General features: G+C 40.9%; 20 protein-coding genes and 2 other annotated features (1 of these 22 cut by a window edge). Of the genes, 15 read left to right on the top strand and 5 right to left on the bottom strand.

Annotation, left to right across the window (positions count from 1 at the left end; all coding sequences use genetic code 11):
• Positions 1–16 precede the first annotated feature (16 nt).
• From LEUCM_RS07985 to LEUCM_RS07975, 3 genes are all read right to left on the bottom strand, one after another.
• Positions 17–511: a universal stress protein gene (locus LEUCM_RS07985; RefSeq protein ID WP_011374541.1), complete on the bottom strand. Its 495-nt coding sequence runs from the start codon at positions 509–511 to the stop codon at positions 17–19.
• Between the two features lie 62 nt (positions 512–573).
• The gene (locus tag LEUCM_RS07980) at positions 574–849 is read right to left on the bottom strand and encodes a hypothetical protein (RefSeq protein WP_016265016.1); all 276 of its coding nucleotides are present in this window, start codon (positions 847–849) and stop codon (positions 574–576) included.
• 314 nt (positions 850–1163) lie between these two features.
• Positions 1164–2444, bottom strand: coding sequence for a replication-associated recombination protein A (locus tag LEUCM_RS07975; RefSeq protein ID WP_011374543.1), 1281 nt, complete (start codon positions 2442–2444; stop codon positions 1164–1166).
• 132 nt (positions 2445–2576) lie between these two features.
• On the opposite strand from LEUCM_RS07975, the gene gshAB reads away from it, so the two are divergent.
• Positions 2577–4856 (top strand): bifunctional glutamate--cysteine ligase GshA/glutathione synthetase GshB, encoded by a 2280-nt coding sequence (gene gshAB / locus LEUCM_RS07970; protein WP_025015818.1) that lies wholly within the window; start codon positions 2577–2579, stop codon positions 4854–4856.
• Positions 4857–4910: 54 nt separating this feature from the next.
• Here the strand turns inward: gshAB and LEUCM_RS07965 are convergent, their stop codons facing one another.
• On the bottom strand, positions 4911–5354 hold the full coding sequence (locus tag LEUCM_RS07965; protein WP_016265018.1) for a YueI family protein: 444 nt from the start codon (positions 5352–5354) through the stop codon (positions 4911–4913).
• 70 nt (positions 5355–5424) lie between these two features.
• Between LEUCM_RS07965 and LEUCM_RS07960 the strand changes: the two genes are divergently transcribed.
• Positions 5425–6030, top strand: a complete 606-nt coding sequence (locus tag LEUCM_RS07960; RefSeq protein WP_025015817.1) for a DUF1054 domain-containing protein — start codon at positions 5425–5427, stop codon at positions 6028–6030.
• A gap of 95 nt (positions 6031–6125) precedes the next feature.
• Here the strand turns inward: LEUCM_RS07960 and rpsD are convergent, their stop codons facing one another.
• Positions 6126–6731: a 30S ribosomal protein S4 gene (gene rpsD, locus LEUCM_RS07955; protein WP_011374547.1), complete on the bottom strand. Its 606-nt coding sequence runs from the start codon at positions 6729–6731 to the stop codon at positions 6126–6128.
• 372 nt (positions 6732–7103) lie between these two features.
• On the opposite strand from rpsD, the gene ezrA reads away from it, so the two are divergent.
• From ezrA to minD, 13 genes are all read left to right on the top strand, one after another.
• Positions 7104–8816, top strand: a complete 1713-nt coding sequence (ezrA, locus tag LEUCM_RS07950; RefSeq protein WP_016265020.1) for a septation ring formation regulator EzrA — start codon at positions 7104–7106, stop codon at positions 8814–8816.
• Positions 8817–8975: 159 nt separating this feature from the next.
• Positions 8976–10124, top strand: a complete 1149-nt coding sequence (locus LEUCM_RS07945; protein WP_016265021.1) for a cysteine desulfurase family protein — start codon at positions 8976–8978, stop codon at positions 10122–10124.
• A 24-nt stretch (positions 10125–10148) separates the two neighbouring features.
• A complete protein-coding gene (thiI, locus tag LEUCM_RS07940; protein ID WP_056936404.1) occupies positions 10149–11366 on the top strand; it encodes a tRNA uracil 4-sulfurtransferase ThiI in 1218 nt (405 codons plus the stop codon).
• A 126-nt stretch (positions 11367–11492) separates the two neighbouring features.
• Positions 11493–12119 (top strand): redox-sensing transcriptional repressor Rex, encoded by a 627-nt coding sequence (locus tag LEUCM_RS07935; protein WP_016265023.1) that lies wholly within the window; start codon positions 11493–11495, stop codon positions 12117–12119.
• A 45-nt stretch (positions 12120–12164) separates the two neighbouring features.
• Positions 12165–12382, top strand: a binding site (T-box leader).
• A 55-nt stretch (positions 12383–12437) separates the two neighbouring features.
• Positions 12438–15086, top strand: coding sequence for a valine--tRNA ligase (locus LEUCM_RS07930; RefSeq protein ID WP_016265024.1), 2649 nt, complete (start codon positions 12438–12440; stop codon positions 15084–15086).
• 121 nt (positions 15087–15207) lie between these two features.
• On the top strand, positions 15208–16512 hold the full coding sequence (locus LEUCM_RS07925; RefSeq protein ID WP_016265025.1) for a bifunctional folylpolyglutamate synthase/dihydrofolate synthase: 1305 nt from the start codon (positions 15208–15210) through the stop codon (positions 16510–16512).
• Entirely contained in the window at positions 16513–17163 is a 651-nt protein-coding gene (locus tag LEUCM_RS07920; RefSeq protein WP_016265026.1) for an HAD family hydrolase, read from the top strand.
• A 73-nt stretch (positions 17164–17236) separates the two neighbouring features.
• Positions 17237–17911 (top strand): RadC family protein, encoded by a 675-nt coding sequence (gene radC, locus LEUCM_RS07915; RefSeq protein WP_011374555.1) that lies wholly within the window; start codon positions 17237–17239, stop codon positions 17909–17911.
• Between the two features lie 163 nt (positions 17912–18074).
• Positions 18075–19094 (top strand): rod shape-determining protein, encoded by a 1020-nt coding sequence (locus tag LEUCM_RS07910; protein ID WP_035146965.1) that lies wholly within the window; start codon positions 18075–18077, stop codon positions 19092–19094.
• Positions 19095–19235: 141 nt separating this feature from the next.
• On the top strand, positions 19236–20096 hold the full coding sequence (gene mreC, locus LEUCM_RS07905) for a rod shape-determining protein MreC (protein WP_011374557.1): 861 nt from the start codon (positions 19236–19238) through the stop codon (positions 20094–20096).
• A 1-nt stretch (position 20097) separates the two neighbouring features.
• On the top strand, positions 20098–20628 hold the full coding sequence (gene mreD, locus LEUCM_RS07900) for a rod shape-determining protein MreD (RefSeq protein ID WP_016265027.1): 531 nt from the start codon (positions 20098–20100) through the stop codon (positions 20626–20628).
• Positions 20629–20644: 16 nt separating this feature from the next.
• Positions 20645–21316, top strand: a complete 672-nt coding sequence (locus LEUCM_RS07895) for a septum site-determining protein MinC (protein ID WP_016265028.1) — start codon at positions 20645–20647, stop codon at positions 21314–21316.
• 1 nt (position 21317) lies between these two features.
• Positions 21318–22112: a septum site-determining protein MinD gene (gene minD / locus LEUCM_RS07890; RefSeq protein ID WP_016265029.1), complete on the top strand. Its 795-nt coding sequence runs from the start codon at positions 21318–21320 to the stop codon at positions 22110–22112.
• A gap of 39 nt (positions 22113–22151) precedes the next feature.
• Positions 22152–22274, top strand: a binding site (T-box leader) (it continues 101 nt past the right edge of the window).

Raw genomic sequence — 22274 nt, 5'->3', positions numbered from 1 at the left:
GCTTTTTTTAGTGCCATTAAATATCTTGGCCAATACTACTTTTCTTCTTATTGAGTGCATGTTTATTGTCGAGATCTGTTCTAACCACTAAAACGTCGCAAACAGCTGTCCGAGTAACGTATTCCGTTACTGAACCGATTAATAATCGTTCAACCGCATTTAGACCTGTCGCACCAATCATGATGAGATCGATGTCTTTTTTCTCAGGGACTTCGCGAGCGATAAGACTCTTAGGTGCCCCATATTCGATACTGTAATCAACGTCGGTTAAGCCGAGGTCATTGGCAGTAACGATATATTCGTCCATTGTTTTCTTAGCTGTTTCAGTTACTTGTTCGACCATTGCTGAATCGAAACTTGAAATGTTTTGGAAAGCGCGTGTATCGATAACGTGAATCAAATGTAATTGACCGTTGTTTCTAAGGGCTACTTCAACTGCTTTTCTAAAAGCAAGTTCAGCTTCATAAGAACCATCAATTGCGACCAAAATATGTTTATATTGTTGTAACATAGTCATCACCTCATTTAGATTTACAAGCTTATTGTACGCTAATTCAAGAACAAAAGTAAAACTTAAAGACTACCAGCAAAAGATAATGCAACAAATCCAGTGACTAAACTAGCGGCAATTACGGTGATTAGATTCCATGTGAGGGGCAGTGTTATAAAAATAACGAGGCCCAACACAGCAATTAATAAGAGTAACCAACCGGCAACTAGCACGCGACGACCTAAGCGACGATTCTCAGCGAGGTTGAAAAGTAAAAATGATTTATTTTGGTAGTAACAAAGTACACCGCCTAATAGAGCGATGACTACCAAAAATAAAATAAGGACAAAAGAAATCAAAAGAAAACCTCCTAAAAATTGTCAACAAAAAAGGGCCAACGCAAACGTTAGCCCTGTCAAAGTCATTGGACTTTGGGAAATCTAGTGGTACCGTAGAAGCTTCCCGATAGTTGAGCCCGCTTTAATATGCAGGTGGGTCAGACTATTGTTAGACTTGGTTCCTTCATGAAAAAGTATACACTTGCTAACAACTCGTCCATCCCATTAACGAATTACTTGATCGGTCAACATAAGGTGGGAAGACGCGCATACCTTAGAAATCCTACTATTATAGTAGCACGCTTATGGGATTGGTGCAACTTTTTTGTAACCGTTCACTTGTGGCGGCTTGCTTGTCTCAGCCGTTCAAGTTGTTGTTTTAAAACTTGCTCGTATTTACCAGTTGCTTTGGCTTCGTAGTAATGACTCCCTAAAAGTTTTGTCGGGAGGTAATCTTGTGCGACCCAATCATTGGGATAGTTGTGTGGATACTTGTAGTCTACACCATGACCAAGCTTAGCAGCACCGGCGTAATGGGCGTCTTTTAAATGCGCGGGCACTTCACCGGCCTTACCGGCGCGAATGTCGCCTAACGCATTATCGATTGCTGTGATAGCGGAGTTTGATTTTGGTGAGAGACAGAGATCAATCACGGCAACTGCCAATGGAATCCGTGCTTCGGGGAAACCTAATTGCTTGGCGGCTGTTACTGCTTCAACGGTTCGAGCGCAGGCTTGCGGATTAGCTAAACCAACGTCTTCATAAGCCATCGTCATCAAACGGCGACTAATGGAAGGCAGATCACCGGCTTCAATTAAGCGGCCCATATAATGTAAAGCGGCGTCAACGTCGCTACCGCGAACAGATTTTTGAAAAGCCGAGATGACGTCATAGTGCGCATCGCCATCTTTATCATGGGTAATGGCCTTTCTTTGAACGCATTCCTCAATGACAGCAATATCAATGTCGATTAAACCAGTTTCTGGGTTTTTAGGTGTCGAGCGGACGGCTAATTCTAGCGCGTTTAAGGCACTTCGAAGATCACCATTGGTGACTTGTGCGAGGTATTTTTCAGCCGTTTCATCGAGGTTAACGGGTTCATCGCCCAAGCCTTTTTGCGGGTCGGTTAAGGCCCGCTGGATGGCGACGTGAATATCGGCTTCATTAAGTGGGTGAACTTCAAATATCTGGGTCCGACTCCGAATGGCGGGGTTGATCGTGATGTAGGGATTTTCGGTAGTAGCGCCAATTAGAACAATCCGACCGCTTTCGAGATGGGGCAGTAAGAAATCCTGTTTTGTTTTATCGAGCCGATGAATTTCATCGAGTAATAAAATAACAGTGCCACTCATTTTAGCTTCTTCAGCGACAATTTGAAGATCCTTTTTACTATCTGTTGCGGCATTCAGCATCCGAAAGGCGTATTGCGTACTACCAGCAATGGCGCTGGCAATACTGGTTTTTCCGGTGCCAGGTGGGCCATAAAGAATCATTGACGAGAGTAATTTGGCATCAACCATTCGTCGAATGATTTTTTGCGGACCCACTAAGTGTGTTTGACCCACAATTTCATCGATATTTGTGGGGCGCATACGATATGCGAGTGGTTGTTGCATAGCTGTCATCCTTTAAAATAATGTTTACCATTAGTATAACACGTGTCAAAAATTTAACGACGAACAAGCGTTTTAAAAAACGGTGGGGATGTGTATAATGGGGATACAACTTTGAATAAAAGAGGCCTCGATATGTCCAATCAACTATTTGAACAAATTCAACAATTACATTTAGCCCCACTTTTAAATTGGGGGGCCTTCGGGATTGAAAAAGAAGGGCACCGGGTGACAGCCGTTGGACAATTAAGTCCGCTAAGTCATCCAGCGAGTTTGGGTTCTCGTGATTTTCATCCGTACATTAAAACTGATTTTGCCGAAATGCAGACGGAGTTGGTTAGCGATACCTTCGATAATACCGACGAAATCATGCAACAGCTAGGTGCCTTATCAGAAGTACTTGAGATGAATCTAGCCGACGATGAATTGATTTGGCCCCTCAGTATGCCACCTGTATTACCAAGCGATGAAACGACGATTCCAATTGCAGACGTCGCACCAGATGCGCGTGCTTACCGTGATTACTTAGCCAAGCGGTATGGTCGTCGGCTACAGATGATTTCTGGCGTTCACTTTAATTTTAGCCTGGCCCCAGCCTTAATCGCGCGCTTATACGATGAGGTCTATCATGATCAATTTGCAACGGTGAAAGATTTTAGCGATATGTTGTACTTACAAATCGCACAGAATTATAGCCAATACCGGTATTTATTAACTTATTTATTTGGTGCTAGTCCGATTACTGAAGCACTTTTTCAAACAGATACGACGAACTTGCCAGATTATGCAGTCCGCAGTTTACGTTCAAGTCAACTCTTTGGTTATGCCAATCATGACTTGGTAGTCTCGTTTGAATCGGTTGCTGCGTATCACGATTCATTGGAACAGGCAATTAGTAAGAAACAATTGATTTCAGAACGTGAATATTACGGCAGTGTTCGGTTACGTAGTCACGGCCATCTCGCCCAAGACGGTGTTGATTATCTTGAATTCCGCGGTTTTGATTTGAATCCATTCGCTGCAAGTGGTGTGACACAAGAACAACTTGATTTCTTACATCTGTTCTTTACGTACTTATTATCGTTACCTAAGGCTGTTGAAAGTTTAACGGCTCGCATGGCGGAAGGGCAACAACTAAATGAGGCGATTGCGCTTGAAGATGCGACGAAAGCATCGGCACAACAAGCTAATATGCAAATATTGATGACTAATATCCGTCAATTTATCACGACTTATCAATTGGATCAACGATTTATTGATGCGTGGACAGTTATGAATGAACGAGTTAATGATTTCAAACAGACATTGAGTTATCGACTAGCCCAAGAAGTCCAAGACGATTCTCTAACCGCTTTTGCCATGCAGCAAGCACGGCAATTTAAACGCGAATTAACCGAGAAACCATTCCAATTACAAGGCTATACGGATATGGAATTATCAACGCAAATGTTAATGCTAGATGCCTTTCAAAAAGGGCTCCACGTTGCCGTATTAGATCGCAGTGATCAATTTGTCGAATTGACCTACCAACAACATCATGAGTTGGTGAAAAATGGCAATATGACCAGTCTCGACCGTCTAATTAGTTGGCCGTTGGTGGATAACAAAGTTGTTACCAAGATTGTCTTGGCCAACCAAGGTATTCGCGTGCCAGCCGGTGCTGAATATGCGGATTTAGAAGTTGCTAAGCGCGACTACCAAGCGGCCTTTGGGCAACGGGCGTTGGTGATTAAGCCCAAGACTAGTAACATGGGGGCCGGTATTACGACCTTTTTAACACGGCCATCAGAAACTGATTTTGTTACAGCCTTTAAACTCGCGCAACAATACGACCAACAGGTGTTAGTTGAAGAGTATATCGCCGGTTCAGAATACCGTTTCTTAGTCATGGATCATCAGGTGCAAGCCGTCTTGGAACGCGTGCCTGCCAATGTTGTTGGCGATGGCCGTTCAACAATTACGCAATTAGTCGCTAAGAAAAATCGGAATGAGTTACGTGGTGAGGATCACCGCACACCGCTCCAAAATATTCGCTTAGGGGCTCGTGAACAATTGATTTTGAAACAACAAGGTTACCAAGTCGATGATGTGCCAATGCGTGGGTCGCAGGTCTTCTTATTACAAAATTCCAATATTTCAAATGGTGGGGATTCCGTTGATGTGACGGATGATATCGATAAGAGCTATTTTGCAATTGCTGAAAAGGTTGCGGAAATTCTTAATCTGAACGTTACCGGTGTTGATATCATTATTCCTAATTTATATCAACCGTATGATCCTGAACATCCTGAAATGGCGGTTGTCTTAGAAGCTAACTACAATCCAGCGATGTTGATGCATCTTTTCCCAATGATGGGGCAACAGCGCCGTGTGACAACTAAAATGTTAACGATGTTGTTCCCTGAAATGGATTAATTTAAAAAGAATACCAAAAAAGCCGTTGGCATTGCCAACGGCTTTTTTGTGTGGTTAATCGAATAGACGACCGAAAAGCCCTTCTTTTTTAGGCTTTTCCGGAGTCGGTGCTGCTGATGGATATTTAGCGCTAATTGCGACAGTTTCGCAATTAATCGCGTCTTTGGCAACGACTAGTAAGCCGATTGCTTCTGGTGCAGTTTGCGCAGTTTCGTTATTGACCAAAGTAAATTCAACTTGGTGTTTGGTAATTGCCGCGAGATAATTAGTGGCCGCGTCATTTTTACCATTCAAGAGAATATGGTAAGCCTTGAAATCGGGTAGATGGCTTTCAAATGTCGCTTGAATTGCAGGTTGGCTTAATTCAGCATTGGTGATGCTGAGTAAGACGCGTTCGCGCAGAGAGCCTAAATACCGACGGCGTTCATCAGGATTGGTTTGGGGCGCGCCATGGATCGCACTATCTAGATGTTGTTGCAATTGATCGTTCTCTGACAAAATGGTCACCTCATTTCTAATTTGTGCTATATTAGAACTAAACCTAAGTATAACATGTTGGAGGAAAAAGATGTTTACACGTGCTGATTTTGAAATTTTTGATGACCCGACTCTAAAGGGGCGTTTAAATAAAATTTATACGGAACTTGATCCCAAATTTGAAGTATTTGGGGCACAATTACAAAATGAACTAGCTGTAGCTACTAACCGCGAATTTACGCTGCATATTGCCAAACATTTACGCCGCTTCAAAAATCCACCAATGAATACTTGGATGGCGCTTAGCGAGAGTTCACGTGGTTACAAGATGATGCCGCACTTTGAAGTTGGCTTTTGGGATGACCGAATTTTCGTTTGGTTTGCCCTAATGGCCGAAATGCCAGACAAGACGGATTATGCACCACTATTGGCGAGCCAATCAGAAAAACTCTTAAGTGATTTTACTGATTGTGATTTAAGTTATGATCACATGACGAAACAAAAATTTCCGATGTCACCGGATAACTTACAGTTGATCCAAGACAAGTTTGCTAAGACCAAAAAAGGGGAGTGGTTGCTCGGAAAGGTCTATCTGAAGGACAATCCTTTGTTTGACCACCCTGAAGCACTAATGGCCGATATCCAGGCCACATTATTAAAGATGGTGCCACTTTACGAATTAATAAATGCTAAATAAACCAAAAGGCGCTGCTAAATTTTAGCAACGCCTTTTTTGATGACAAAAAAAGAGCCAGACCGAAGTCTGACTCTTTTTGTTTAACAGATAACAGCTTATCTGTTGTAGAATTCAACGATTAAGGCTTCGTCGATTTCTGGTTCTAATTCTGAACGTTCTGGTAAACGAACAAGTGAACCTTTTAAGTTGTCAGCGTCAAATTCAACGAATGAAGGACGACCAACAGTGCCTTCGATAGCGTCTTTGATGATAACAAGGTTCTTAGATTTTTCACGGATTGAAATTTCTTGACCAGGTTTTACTTCGTATGAAGGAATATCAACACGTTTGCCATCAACGGTAACGTGACCATGGTTAACTAATTGACGTGCTTGTGCACGAGTGCTTGCTAAACCTAAACGATAAACAATGTTGTCTAAACGTTGTTCTAGTAAGATCATCAAGTTAACACCATGTTTACCTTCGCGAATCTTACCAGCGCGAGCAAATAAGTTCCGGAATTGGCGTTCTGTTAAACCATACATTAAACGTAGTTTTTGCTTTTCGCTTAATTGCATACCATATTCTGAAATCTTACCGCGACGGTCGTTACCATGTTGACCAGGAGCGTATGGGCGACGGGCAAGTTCTTTACCTGTACCTGATAATGAAATTCCTAAACGACGTGAAAGTTTCCACTTTGGACCTGTATAACGTGACATAAAAAAATCCTCCAATAATTGTTTTGGAGTAAAATAATCCGATGTAAACTTAGTAATCGTTCAGTTCACTTATTAACAATCTTCACCTTTGCAGCCGCAAGGTTACACAATTGAACCAAAACTCTGGGCAAATGAACTGTTGACGGCTTTACCGTTTACTGCTGCATTATTTTACACAATGGCTAGTATAGCTTATTCATTTGGACAACGCAAGCTATTTTAATAGTTGCTTGGTTTAATTTTTATACAATTTATCGGCAAATATTGCTGTATCAACGGCTTATTCATGCTATAATCAAGATTAGTTTGTAATAAAGAAATCGGTTAACTATTTAAAAATCTGAGTTAAATCGCAAAAGGGTGGGTCTTTGAATGCTTTACATTCTCATAGGAATCGTAGTCGTCGTTTTGATTGGCTACTTAGGAGTTGCTTTTTATCAGCGTTACTTCACCAAACAAATTAAGAGTTTAGAAGAACGTAAGGGCGCTTTAATGGCGTTGCCGATTCCCGAAAAGTTGACGAAGTTGCGCTCACTACGTTTAACGGGTGAAAGCCAACAAAACTTTGATCGTTGGGAAAAACAATATAATGACATTACCAATCATAATTTCGAAGCGATTGAAGCTTATTTATTTGATGCGGAAACAGCCAATGGTAAGTATCAATTCCTATTAGTAGCGCGGATTTTAAAACAACTACGTGCCTACCTACAGGAAACGGATCAAGATTTGGTTGATGTCAAAGATGCGCTGGATCAACTATTAGCAAACGAAGCTGATACGCGCGAACAAATCGAAACGCTGCGGGTTAAGTATCAAGGCCTGCGCAAACGTCTGTTGACGAAGAGCTTTTCATTTGGCCCAGGACTAGAAGGATTAGAAGCCATTTTAGGTCAATTAGAAGAAGATTTTAACCAAGCTAATGAATTAACGGGTGCCGGTGATTACTTAGGTGCCAAGATGATGTTACAAAAATTAATTGAACAAACTGATGATTTAGAAGATAAAATGGCACGTATTCCGAAGCGTTATAGCGAGTTAGCCAATGAGTTCCCTGAACAAATTGACGAAATTAGTGAAACGTATCAAGCCATGTTGCGTGAACATTATAATTTTGGCGATAATCAATTGGAAGTGCAGCTCACACAAGTGACAGAACGCGTTGATAAGAGTTTAGATTTAATGGAAGCTCTTGATATTGAATCTGTTGAAGCCAATAATGTTGAAATTGCGCAAAATATTGATCAACTCTACGCGAGTTTAGAGGTTGAATTAAATGCACGCCAAACAGTTGAGGAACATATTGGTAAGACTGAGACAATTGTGTCACACGCGCAAACTCAAAATCGCGAACTACTATTAGAACTTGATCATTTGAACCAAAGTTATGCCTTAACGCATGATGAGTTGGTTACTGCTAAAAAATTAACGAAGCAAATTAATGAGCAAAAAGCGATGCTTGAAGGCCATCAAGGTAAGATTGCCAATCATGAAGCCGTTTATTCTGTTATTGCGGATGACTTAATGGCCATTGATGAGCGCCTTACTGAGATTGAAACACAACAAAGAGATATTCATGAACAAGTTTCTGGATTACATCAAGGTGAAGCAGTTGCTAACGAGAATTTACAACAATTCGAATTAGAATTGCGAAATTTAAAACGAACCGTCGAAAAATTACACTTACCAGGTCTTGCGGATAGTTACCTTGACTTCTTCTTTGTCGTAACGGATGAAATTAAACGCTTAGATCATGATTTAAGTCAGATTAAGATTAATTTAGACGAGATTGCCAAACAAATGGTACTTATTCAAGATGATCTAGATAAGTTGAAAGTCAAAACAAATAATTTGATCGATAGCGCGTTGATTACAGAACAACTCTTGCAATATGCTAACCGTTACCGAATTGATTTCCCTGAAATTCAAACGGCTTGTGAAGAAGCGCAAGCGGTCTTTAACCGTGAGTTTGATTATCCTAAATCAGTTGATATTTTAGCAACAGCCTTAGAACGAATCGATCCAGGGGCTTATACGCAGGTTGAAAAGAACTACTATAGTCAAAAACAAACTGATGCATTATAATCTTTAAAAAAGTGGGCTAAAAGATAGCGCTGATATTAATCAGGTGTTGTCTTTTGGCCCACTCTTGTGTTTAATGTAAGATAGAACACTGGTCTTTATAAAAGAATTTGTTATAATTAAAAAAGTTTAAATACTAATTTTTAGTAAGAAGGATCGATAATGATTTATTTTGATAATAGTGCGACTACCAAGATAGCGCCCGGCGCGCTACAAACTTACCAGGCAGTCAGCGAACAGTTTTACGGTAATCCCTCAAGTTTACACGTTGTCGGCGAAAAAGCATTTCATCTTCTAGAACAATCACGGCAGCAAATCGCCGATTTATTGAACGTTCAATCCGATGAAATCTACTTCACCAGTGGCGGGACTGAAGGTGACAACTGGGTATTAAAGGGGACTGCGATTGAAAAGAGTGCTTTTGGCAAGCATCTAATCACAACGTCAGTCGAACATCCAGCCATCATCAAATCAATGCAGCAACTTGAAAAGTTAGGCTTTGAAGTGACCTACTTACCAGTTGATAAGTTTGGTCGGATTAATCCGGCTGATCTAAAAGCGGCGATTCGTTCCGATACCATTTTGGTGTCAATCATGGCCGTTAATAATGAAATTGGGACGTGCCAACCATTAATGGCAGCGGCAGAAATCTTAAAAGATTATCCTAATATCCATTTCCACGTTGATGCGGTTCAGGGGATCGGTAAAGGTATCCAAAAAGAAATCTTTAACGATCGCGTCGATTTTGTAACGCTCTCTGGGCATAAGTTCCATGGCCCACGTGGCACGGGAATTTTATACAAAAAACGAGATCGTCATCTTGCGCCGCTACTAACAGGTGGCGGTCAAGAACATGATTTGCGTTCTGGTACCGAAAACGTTCCGGCAATTGCCGCTATGGCTAAGGCCCTTCGTTTGTTATTGACTGATGAAGCACAAAAGGTTCAAAAACAAGCAGCTATTCGTGAACGCATCTACCAACATGTCAGCCAAGCTGAAAAAACGGTGATGTTTTCACAATTGACACCTGATTTTGCACCGCATATCTTATGTTTTGCAATCAAGGGTGTCCGGGGTGAAACGACGGTTCATGCTTTTGAAGAACACGAAATCTATATTTCAACGACGAGTGCTTGTTCTTCTAAGAAGGGCATGGAATCAAGTACGTTAAAAGCGATGCACGTTAACGAAAAGATTGCGACAAGTGCCATTCGGATTTCATTGGACGAATATAACACTTTAGCTGAAGCGGATGAATTCATCAAAGCCTTTGACCAAATTAACCACCGTTTCAAGAAAATTAATTCTTAAAATTAAACATTAAGGGAGATATTAATGCAATACACTGAAATTATGGTTCGCTACGGCGAGCTTTCAACAAAGGGTAAAAACCGTAACGATTTTATCGGTCGTTTGAACGGTAACGTGACAAAAGCACTTCACGAATACAAGCAATTAAGAATTCATCCAAAACGCGATCGGATGCACATTATTTTAAATGGCGACGATGCTGAAGGGGTTATCGAACGTTTGCGCCACGTTTTCGGAATTCAAAACTTTTCACCAAGTATTGAAGTTAATCGCGATTTAGATTCTGTTAAAGAAACAGCTTTGGCGATGATGAAAGAAATCGGTAAGCCCGGTATGACCTTCAAAGTTAATACACGTCGTTCTGATCATAACTTCTTCTTGGATACCAATGATATGAACCGTGAATTGGGCGGTTACTTATCAGACGAATTACCAGAATTAGAAGTTCAAATGAAAAAACCTGATATCACATTGCGCGTTGAAATTCGCCAAGATGCGATTTATTTAACAAATCAAGTGATCCAAGGTGCCGGTGGTTTACCAGTTGGTTCAGCCGGTAAAGGGATGTTGATGTTATCTGGTGGGATTGATTCACCAGTTGCTGGCTACTTAACGCTTAAACGGGGCGTGGATATTGAAATGGTGCATTTCTTTAGCCCACCATACACAAGTGATAATGCTCTAAACAAAGCGAAAGAATTAACGGCTAAATTGGTGCCATACGTTGGTGGAATTAAGTTTATCGAGGTCCCATTCACTGAAATTCAAGAAGAAGTGAAACATTCTGTACCAGAAGGCTACTTGATGACGATTCAACGACGGATGATGCTACGTTTAACGGATCAAATTCGTGCTAAACGTCAAGGGTTAGCCATCTTTAATGGCGAATCAGTTGGCCAAGTGGCTTCACAAACGCTTGAAAGCATGATGGCAATCAATGACGTTACAACAACGCCAATTGTCCGCCCGGTAGCAACGATGGATAAGAATGAAATCATCGAAATCGCTAAAGATATCGATACGTATGATTTATCAATCATGCCATTTGAAGATTGTTGTACGATTTTTGCACCACCAGCACCAAAGACGCGTCCTAATTTGGATAAAACACGTTTTTACGAACAACGGATCGATGTCGACGCTTTAATCGAACGTTCACTTGCTGGTGTTAAGGTAACAGAAATCAAAGCAGGTGATCAATTCTTAAATCAAGACGAAGAGATCATTGCCGAATTTTTATAGCATCAAACGGTCCAACCAGAAATGGTTGGGCTTTTTTGTTTTTAAAAGAATATGAAATATTTCACAAAAACGAAAGCGCTTATGTTATGATAAATTTATCAGGATTAATAAAGTGAGGTTAGCAAAATGAGAACGCCAAAGCATGATTTACCAGAAGCAGTTGCTAAACGGATTCCAATTTATTATCGTTACTTTAAACTACTCGAAACAGATGGTATCGAGCGGATTAAATCGGAACAATTGGCAAAATTGGTTGCCATTCCTTCGGCGACGATTCGCCGCGACTTTTCTTATATTGGTGACTTAGGCCGGAGCGGTTACGGTTATGAAGTGAGTCACTTAATTCAAATTTTTTCAGCTGTTTTAAAAGCCGATATTCTAACTAAAATGGCCGTTATCGGGGTTGGTAACTTGGGCCGCGCCCTAATTGAAAACAACTTTAGAAGAAATGACAACTTACAGATTACATGTGCTTTTGATACGAACCCCGCATTAGTCGGTCAAATTTTAAATGGCGTACCAATCTACGCCATTGATCAACTGGCGACCGTTATTCCCGCTGCTGGGATCACAACGGCGATTTCGACCGTGCCTAGTGAAGCCTCGCAACGGTCAGCTGAACAGCTGATTGATGTTGGGATTACATCAATTTTAAATTTTGCACCGACGCGTCTGCAAGTGCCACGGCATATCAATGTGCGTTATCTAGATTTAACGGCGGAACTTCAAACTTTATTATTATTTGAGGAATGAAGGCCCTAGCCTATTGACCTTTGGCGTCGACTCAGCTAAACTATTAACAACGCGTTGAACAAGAGCGATTAATATTGGACTAGTTTAGAGAGAAGATGCATGGCTGAGACGTCTTCCAATGACCAATTAATCGGTAGCTTGTGAGCTGTTAACCTGAAATTTAGTAGGGCTAACCGGACCATTTCGTTCGTTAACAAATCATGAGTTGGGGACTAGTCTAGTCCTAATTTAGGTGGTACCGCGAAAAAGCATTCGTCCTATTGTGAGGAATGCTTTTTTGTTTGCCATTAAACGCAATATTCAAAAGGAGTGAAGCAGATGACTGATCACAAAGAAATGTCAACCAAATACGATCCTAATCAAGTCGAAGACGGTCGTTATCAAGATTGGTTAAAAGAAGATTTATTTAAACCAAATGCCAATCCAGATGCAAAACCATATTCAATTGTTATTCCACCGCCCAATGTTACAGGTAAACTACATTTAGGCCATGCTTGGGATACCACTTTACAAGATATGTTAATTCGCCAAAAACGGATGCAAGGTTACGATGTGTTATGGCTACCAGGAATGGATCACGCCGGCATCGCAACCCAAGCCAAAGTTGAAGCAAAATTAGCAGAACAAGGGATTTCACGTTATGACCTTGGCCGCGAAAAATTCATCGATCAAGTTTGGGAATGGAAAGATGAATATGCCGCAACAATTCATGATCAATGGGCTAAAATGGGCTTATCACTTGATTATTCACGTGAACGTTTCACATTAGACGATGGTTTATCAGACGCTGTTCGTAAAGTCTTTGTTAACTTATACAACAAAGGACTGATCTATCGTGGCGAATACATCATCAACTGGGATCCAAAAGCGCGGACTGCTTTATCAGATATCGAAGTGCTTCATCAAGATGATGAAGGGGCCTTCTATCATGTTAGTTATCCATTGACAGACGGTTCTGGCAGCATTGAAATTGCCACAACGCGTCCCGAAACATTACCTGGTGATACAGCAATTGCCGTTCACCCAGATGATGAACGTTACGCTGATCTTGTTGGCAAGACGGTCACATTGCCATTAATGAATCGTGAAATTCCAATTATCGCCGATCACTATGTTGATAAGGATTTTGGAACAGGGGCGCTTAAGATTACACCAGCGCATGACCCTAACGATTTTGAAGTTGGTAACCGTCATGACTTACCACGGATTAACGTGATGAATGAAGATGCAAGCATGAACGAAAGTGCCGGTAAGTATAACGGTATGGATCGTTTTGAAGCACGTAAAGCAATTGTTGCCGACTTAAAAGAACAAGGTTTCTTAATTAAAGTCGACCCAATGACGCATAGTGTTGGTCATTCAGAACGGACTGGTGTTCAAGTTGAAGCCCGCCTTTCAACTCAATGGTTTGTTAAGATGAAACCACTTGCTGAAATGGCTTTGAAGAATCAAGAAACAGATCAAAAGGTTAACTTTGTGCCAGAACGATTCGAAAATACCTTCACACAATGGATGGAAAACGTTCATGATTGGGTTATTTCACGTCAATTATGGTGGGGTCACCAAATCCCAGCTTGGTACCATAAACAAACTGGTGAAATGTACGTTGGTGAAGAAGCGCCAGAAGATATCGAAAACTGGACACAAGATACTGATGTCTTAGATACATGGTTCAGTAGTGCGTTATGGCCATTTTCAACAATGGGTTGGCCTAACACAGAAGCACCTGATTTCAAACGCTATTTCCCAACAAATACGTTGGTAACTGGTTATGACATCATCTTCTTCTGGGTATCACGAATGATCTTCCAAAGTTTGGAATTCACGGAACAACGCCCATTCGAACACGTCCTTATCCACGGTTTAATCCGTGACGAACAAGGCCGTAAGATGAGTAAATCACTTGGTAACGGGATTGACCCAATGGAAGTCATTGAAAAATACGGCGCTGATGCATTACGTTGGTTCTTAACAAGTGGTTCAACACCTGGTCAAGATGTGCGTTTCAGTTACACGAAGATGGATGCTGCCTGGAACTTCATTAATAAGATTTGGAACGCGAGTCGTTTCGTTATCATGAATCTTGAAGATACACCGGCACCAACTAAGGTTCCAGAAGCTGCTAACCTCGATTTAACGGATAAATGGATCTTAAGTCAATTAAACCAAACCGTTGCTGACGTGACCCGTTTATACGAAGGCTTTGAATTTGGTGAAGCTGGTCGGACATTGTATAACTTTATCTGGAATGATTTCTGTGATTGGTATATTGAAATGGCTAAGGAAGTGCTTTATGGTGATGATCAAGAAGCGATTGCCAATAAACGCTATAACTTAGCTTACGTATTGGACCAAACATTGCGTCTATTACACCCAGTAATGCCATTTGTAACGGAAGAAATCTGGCAAAGTATGCCACATACTGGCGAATCAATCATGACCGCTAGCTATCCTGAAGTACATGCTGAATTAGATGATCAAGAAGCAACAACTCAAATGAACGCTTTGATCGATTTAATTAGAAGTGTTCGGAATATCCGTTCAGAGGCAAATGCCCCATTAAGTAAGCCAATCGATATCTTAATCAACATCCAAGATACACCGTTGATGGCCATCTTTAAGCAAAATCAAGACTTTATCGAACGTTTCGTTCATCCTAAGTCACTTGAAATTGCAGAAGGCCTAACAGCCCCTGCATTAGCTAAGACAGCCATTATCAGTGGCGCTGAAGTTTACGTGCCATTGGCAGAACTATTGGACTTAGACGAAGAAATTACGCGCCTAGAAGGCGAATTGAAACGTCTAAACGGCGAAATCAAACGCGCACAAGGTAAGTTAGCCAATAAAGGCTTCACTGACCGCGCTCCTGAAAAAGTCGTCCAAGAAGAACGCGATAAACAAGCTGATTATGAACAACAATATCAATCAGTTGAAAAACGGCTTGCAGAACTAAAAGCAGCTCGTTAAAGCACATCTCAAAACGCCACCTTATTTTAAGGTGGCGTTTTTGTATGCCATCAGTTTTTGGCAACCGATTAGCGGTCAATCTATGCTAAAATGGAAGGAGCATGTTAAAGGGGATTGAGCAATGTTGGTGACAGATTACGAAACAGCTTTGGCATATATTCATTCACGGCCAAGATTACATAAAGAAGCAAATTTAAACCGAATGACCCAGTTATTAGCGGCACTGGGTAATCCACATCAGGGACAACAGTTTATTCATGTGACAGGCACCAATGGGAAAGGCTCAGTGGTCAATATGGTCAGTAGCTTGCTGGTCGAATTGGGTTTAAAAGTTGGTCGCTACACATCGCCATTTATTACCCGTTTCAATGAACGCATTGCGATTGATCAACAACCAATTGCGGATGACGATCTGGTCGCAGTTACGCAACATGTTCAACAGACAATTGAAACAGTCCAACAAACAGACGCGGACTTTGAAGTGACGGAATTCGAACTGATTACTGCAATTATGTTCACCTATTTCAAGCAGCAAGCAGTTGATATTGCGGTCATTGAAGTTGGCATTGGCGGCTTATACGATTCTACTAACGTCCTAACACCATTGATTTCGGTAATTACTTCGGTTGGGCTAGATCATCAAGCCTTGCTGGGCGATACGTTGGCAGCGATTGCCACCCAAAAAGCCGGCATTATCAAAGCGCAACACCCTGTAGTGATTGGCAAATTACCAGCGGAAGCACAAACCGTGATTGTTGAAACAGCCAAACGATTAGCAAGTCCACTAGCAATTAGTGGGGTCGACTTTTCGACAACAGCGGTTAAAACCTTACCAACTTGGGGGCAACAGTTAAACTTTCAGAATCAAACGGTGACACTTAAGCAACTTCAAATACCATTGATGGGCGATTATCAGATTGAAAATGCTGCAGTAGCGTTAGAAACCTTTTGTCAGTATCTAGCGTTGACGCAGCAGCCACTTGATATTAAGACGCTTAAGCGGGGCTTGGCTCACGTGAGTTGGCCGGGCCGCTTTGAAAAAGTAAATGATGAACCGTTGATTATTTTGGATGGGGCGCATAATCCAGCCGGTGTTGAGCAGTTGGTTAAAACAGCTAAGCATCAATTTAAACATCAAGATATTTATATTTTATTCGGTGCTTTGGGTGATAAATCACTGGCTGGGATGTTGCCTCAACTTAATCAGTTAGCAACCCACTTAGTATTAACGACGGTGCCGGACAATCCGCGAGCTGCTACCCAGGTGCAGTACGCGGCAGTTGATAACACGATTCCATTTGAAGCGGGTTGGCCCGTGGCATTAACCACAATGATCAGTGAATTATCGGCCGATGATGTTTTATTGGTGACCGGTTCCTTGTACCTAATTAGTACCATTCGTAGTTATTTTAAAGGAGTGTCATAGATGCAAACTAGAGGGATTATTTTTGACATGGACGGCTTATTAGTCGATTCAGAAAAAGTTTATTATCAAGCTAACCAATTAGCGGCGCAAAAAATGGGCTTTGAGGTGACGGCAGAAGACCATCAAGCCATTCTGGGGACGACAGATACTTATTTACGCCAATATTTCTTACAGAAATTAGGCTCACCGGAATTAGTGAAGCAGTTTATTGATTTGTCTTATAGAACAGTTGATGAAATTATTCAAGACCAAGGGGTAGCCATTAAACCGGGGTTAGTAGAATTATTGGACTACTGTGACAATCACGGGATTAATCGGGTGATTGCTTCTAGTAATTTTAGAACAATGGTCGAAGATTTCATGCAAAGCACAGGGTTAAAGCCCCGTTTCAACCAGATTGTCTCGGGCGATGAAGTGACACACGGTAAACCTCATCCAGAAATCTTTTTAAAGGCTTTAGATAAACTTGCCATTCCAGCCCCTAGCGCTTTAGTACTCGAAGATTCACCAAATGGGATTTTAGCGGCTAGCAAGGCTGACATTCCAGTGATTATGGTGCCAGATTTGATTGCCCCAACTGCCATTACTAACCAACAAACATTGGCAACGGTTGATAATTTAGCAGCCGTTATTCCGTTTTTAGAAAAATAAAGGACCAGTTAACACGTATAGTTAAATGAATCGAAAAGGCGATTAAAAATGCCTTTTGCAGGAGGCTATGACGATGTTAACGAGTCAATCAAAGTTACAACCCAGAGAGCAAGTCGCACTGTATGGTGCGGCCAGTCTAAGTGATGAACAATTAGCAACCGTAATTTTACGTTCAGGCACCCAACATTTACCCGTTGAAGTCGTTGCACAACGATTATTGCAACGCTATCCCGACTTTCAAGATCTTGAACAAGCGGACTTAGTACAATTACGTCAAATCGAAGGTATTGGACCGGTTAAAGCGATTGAACTCCAAGCGATTTGTGAGTTAAGTCGGCGCATTCAAAATCAGCGGACATTACGTTTTGGTGTAGTGGCTTCTAGTCAGATGGTAGGCCAACGGATGATTGAATCCTTAGCGGGAGAGACACAAGAACAGCTATTAGCGGTCTATTTAGATGTTAAAAATCAGATTATTCAGATTAAGCAACTCTATCTGGGTACACTTAATAGTTCTGTTGCACATCCGCGGGAAGTCTTTAAATGGGCGGTTCAGTATTCAGCGGCTAAGTTTATCTTGGTCCATAATCACCCGAGCGGTCAATTGGCACCATCAACGCAAGATATTAACTTTACAAAAAGAATTGTTAATTGCGGACAGTTGATGGGGATTACTTGTTTGGATCATTTAATCATTGGTAGCTCACAGTACTTAAGCCTACGTGAAGAAGGGTATCTAGTCGATTAAAGGTGTTTTGAATCTTGTTAAGAATCTATTAATTTTAAGGTAGACTTGAAAATTCTCCTGAAAATCAGGTACCATGAAGCTACATTGCGTTTTTTATTATTAAAAATTATGATATAATGCCAATGACTATAAAAACGTTTGGTTATTGAAGGAGAGAAAAATAGTGTTCGGATTAGGGACTAGAAATATTGGTATCGACTTAGGTACCGCAAACACACTTGTATATATGGACGGGAAAGACATTGTCTTAAGAGAACCCTCTGTTGTCGCCAAAAATACACAAACAGGCGAAGTCATCGCTGTCGGTTCCGAAGCACGCGACATGATCGGCCGGACACCTGGTAATATTGTAGCGATTCGTCCTATGAAAGACGGCGTTATTGCAGATTATGATACAACTGCAGCAATGCTTAAATATTTTATCGAAAAAACAATCGGCCATTCATCAAGTAAACCATTTGTAATGGTTTGTGTGCCTAGTGGTGTTACAGAAGTTGAAAAACGCGCCGTTATCGATGCCACTAAAGTTGCCGGTGCGCGTGATGCTTATGTAATTGAAGAACCTTTCGCAGCCGCAATTGGTGCAGGACTTCCTGTAATGGATCCAACTGGTAGCATGGTTGTTGATATCGGTGGTGGTACAACAGATGTTGCTACCATTTCATTAGGTGGGATTGTCTCAAGTCGTTCAATTCGAATGGCTGGCGATAAGTTTGACGACGCAATTATTTCTTACATCCGTCAAAACAGTAACCTATTAATTGGTGAACGGACAGCTGAACAAATCAAATTAGCGATTGCTTCAGCTTCACCAGAACGTGCTAAAGAAGTTGAATCAATGAGTGTTCGTGGCCGTGATTTAGTCACTGGTCTACCAAAGACTGTTGATATTAAAGCAAGTGATATTGCCGAAGCAATTAAGGAAATTGTGACAGCAATTATCGATGCTATCAAAGAAACGCTTGAAGAAACATCTCCTGAAATTGCAGCCGATGTGATTGATCACGGGATTGTTTTAACTGGTGGTGGTGCTTTATTGAAACATTTACCAGAAGTTATCTCTGATGCTACTAAAGTACCTGTCTTCATTGCCCAAGATCCATTGGACTGTGTTGCAGTCGGTACTGGTGAATCATTGAAGAATATCGAAGTCATGAAAAAAATTAAGATTAGCGTAAAATAGTGGGACAAAGAGCGGTTAGCGTTTAAGTAGGCCTAAATTAGTGATTGATTCAGGTTTTTTTGAATCAATCGCACAAGGCCCTTAATAACCGGTTTTTGTCCCATATTTACGATATTAAAGATGGATGGTGGCGAATAAACCATGCAAAAATTCTTTTCAAATAAAAAGTTAATCATTTTATTGGTGACATTAATCGTCTGCATGGGCTTTATCGCAATGTCAGTTGGCTTGCGTAATAGTAAGAAGAGTCCAAGTTTTATCCGTCAATTCGGAAACGATGTGACAGGCATTACAAACCAAGTTGTTAGTGTGCCTGCTAATGGGATTGGTAAAGGTGTCGATGCACTGACAGACTTAATTAATACTTATCAAGAAAATAAAGCCTTAAAAGCGCAATTAGATGATTTAGCACAAACTAAGGTCCAAGCACAAACTTTAAAAGAAGAAAACAAGAACTTGAAAAAAGAATTAAACTTAGCAGGGACTTTAACAGACTATACGACGCTCAATGCTTCCGTGTTGTCACGAAATCCGGATAATTGGCAGAATTCACTGGTGATCAATAAGGGTGCTCTAGCAGGCCTTAAGAAGAATATGCCAGTGATGTCTGAATCAGGCATTATCGGGCGTATTTCAGAAGTTAATAAGACCAATGCTAAGGTGGAACTCGTTTCAAGCACTGGTCGTAACAGTAATGGTTTTGCCGCAGTGGTTAATACCAAAGATGGTAAACAAGTTAACGGTATTATGACGGGCTATAATTCAGATAAAAAACAATTGAAATTAGGTCAAATTAAAACCGATACAGCGATTGCTAAAGGCGATAAAGTTGTTACTTCTGGCTTGGGTGGTTTAACACCTAAGGGACTTTATTTAGGTAAAGTAGCTTCAGTTAAAAAGGACGACTATGGTTTGGCATTAACCGTGTATGTTACGCCAGCTGCTGATCTGAATAACTTAACAGTTGTAACGGTTATCAAACGTTCGATTGAAGGTGAGTAATATGGGGACATTTCGCTTGAAACATCGCTATTTAATCCCAATTTACTTACTAGTCGCTTTTTACCTGGATGGTGCGATTAGTTCATTAGGGGAACAATGGCTATATACGCCAGATCATACCCTAATTAGTCGGTTATTCATGTTAATGTTTATCATGGTTGCGTTTGTTCTGCCTGAAGAGACGAATTTATCATGGTATGCAGTGGGGATTGGTCTTTTGTATGATTTATATTATACGGGGATGATTGGCATGTATCTTTTTGTATTGCCACTGATTATTTATATCGTGCGTTACTTAAAACAATACATTCCAGATTCACCATTCTTTATTGGGTTAGTCGACGTTATTTGTTTAACGTTGTTGGAGGCCTCAATTTATATTATGAATCGGCTCGTTAATTTAACGAGTATGACACCAGTTGATTTCATTAGTAACGTTTTAGCACCGACAATTGCATTAAACTTAGTCTTTTTTATCTTTTTGTATTTGCCTTTAAAGAAATTATTGCTAAAATTAAAATCAGAACGATGAGGGGTTTGATTTTTTTATGGATGCAGTCACGTTAAGAGGACGCAAAGAAGGATTCGAATTAAACATTGATGCTGGTGCCGATTTTGATCAAGCATTAGATTCAATTGTCGCATTATTGAGTAAAATTCGCTCAGAACAACCTAAGTTGGGTAATGATAAGATTGAACTTGAGTTAACAACTGGGATGCGTTTATTAAGTGAACAACAAAAAAAGGCGCTATATCAAACACTAGAACCATTCCCTGAGTTTGATATTATGAGTATTCAGTCTTCGGTAATGACGATTGAGCAAGCCCAAATTGAACGGCAAGAAAATAGTATTCATGTTGAACCGAATGTTATTCGGAGTGGACAAGAAGTTAACTATGTCGGTGATGTTTTATTTGTTGGTAATTTACACCAAGGGGCTGTCATCAAAGCGACGGGGAGTATTTTCATTCTAGGGTCTGTTGCAGGGATTGTGCATGCTGGTTTTCCAGATAATGCAGATGCAATCGTTGCTGGGAACCTGACGAAAGCTGTCCAACTTAGAATTGCAGATGCGGTTGAAATTATCGATCCAAAGAAAACGCCCTTTAATTCACAAAGTATCAGTTATATTAACGATTTACACGTCATCGATTACGGTGAGATAACGGATTTAAAACAAATTAATCCTAAACTATATCGTAAAATGGAGGAGCAATAAAATGGGAACAGCTTTGGTCATCACATCCGGTAAAGGCGGTGTTGGTAAAACAACCTCGAGCGCTAATATTGGAACGGCGCTTGCGCTTTTGGATAAAAAAGTTTGTTTGCTTGATTTAGATATCGGTTTAAGAAATTTAGACGTCGTATTGGGATTAAGCAATCGAATCATCTATGATATCGTGGATGTTGCCAAAGGCCGTGCCAAATTACATCAAGCGTTGATTAAAGATAAACGCTTTGATGAAAAACTCTATTTATTACCAGCCGCACAAAACACGGATAAAGAAGCACTCGTACCAGAAGATGTTACAGCGATTGTGACGGCTTTAAAAGAAGAATTTGATTTTGTCATCATTGATTGCCCAGCCGGAATTGAATCAGGCTTTAAGAACGCGATTGCCGGCGCAGATGGTGCGATTGTAGTCGCAACGCCTGAGATTTCATCAGTAAGCGATGCTGATCGTGTTGTTGGTTTGCTTGAAGAAACTGAAATGCAAATCGCACCACGTTTGGTCATCAATCGCATTCGTCGTCATATGATGAACGATGGTGAAACAATGGACGTCGATGAGATTACGAAACATCTCTCAGTATCATTGTTGGGGATTGTTTTTGATGACGACGCCGTTATCAAGACATCCAATGCTGGTGAACCGATTGTCTTAGATCCTAAAAACTCGGCCAGCCAAGGTTATCGCAATATTGCCCGGCGCCTATTAGGTGAAACAGTGCCATTAATGACGTTGAAAGAAAAGAAAATCGGTTTTTGGGGTCGACTCTTTGGTAAAAAATAGTTGACTTTTCAAGTGAGAATCACTAGAATAATGTCAATACTTAAAACGTTGAACGGACCAAATTAGTTTTTAAGGCACAGAGAGCTGAGGTATGGTGTAAATCAGCCCTTCGAAACTAGTGGCACATCCGTGAGTTGATTATCTGAACGAAGTAAGATAATC

It is taken from the genome of Latilactobacillus sakei subsp. sakei DSM 20017 = JCM 1157, assembly GCF_002370355.1.
In the GTDB taxonomy this organism is placed as follows: Bacteria; Bacillota; Bacilli; order Lactobacillales; family Lactobacillaceae; genus Latilactobacillus; species Latilactobacillus sakei.
This window is presented reverse-complemented; position numbering and strand designations above follow the sequence as displayed.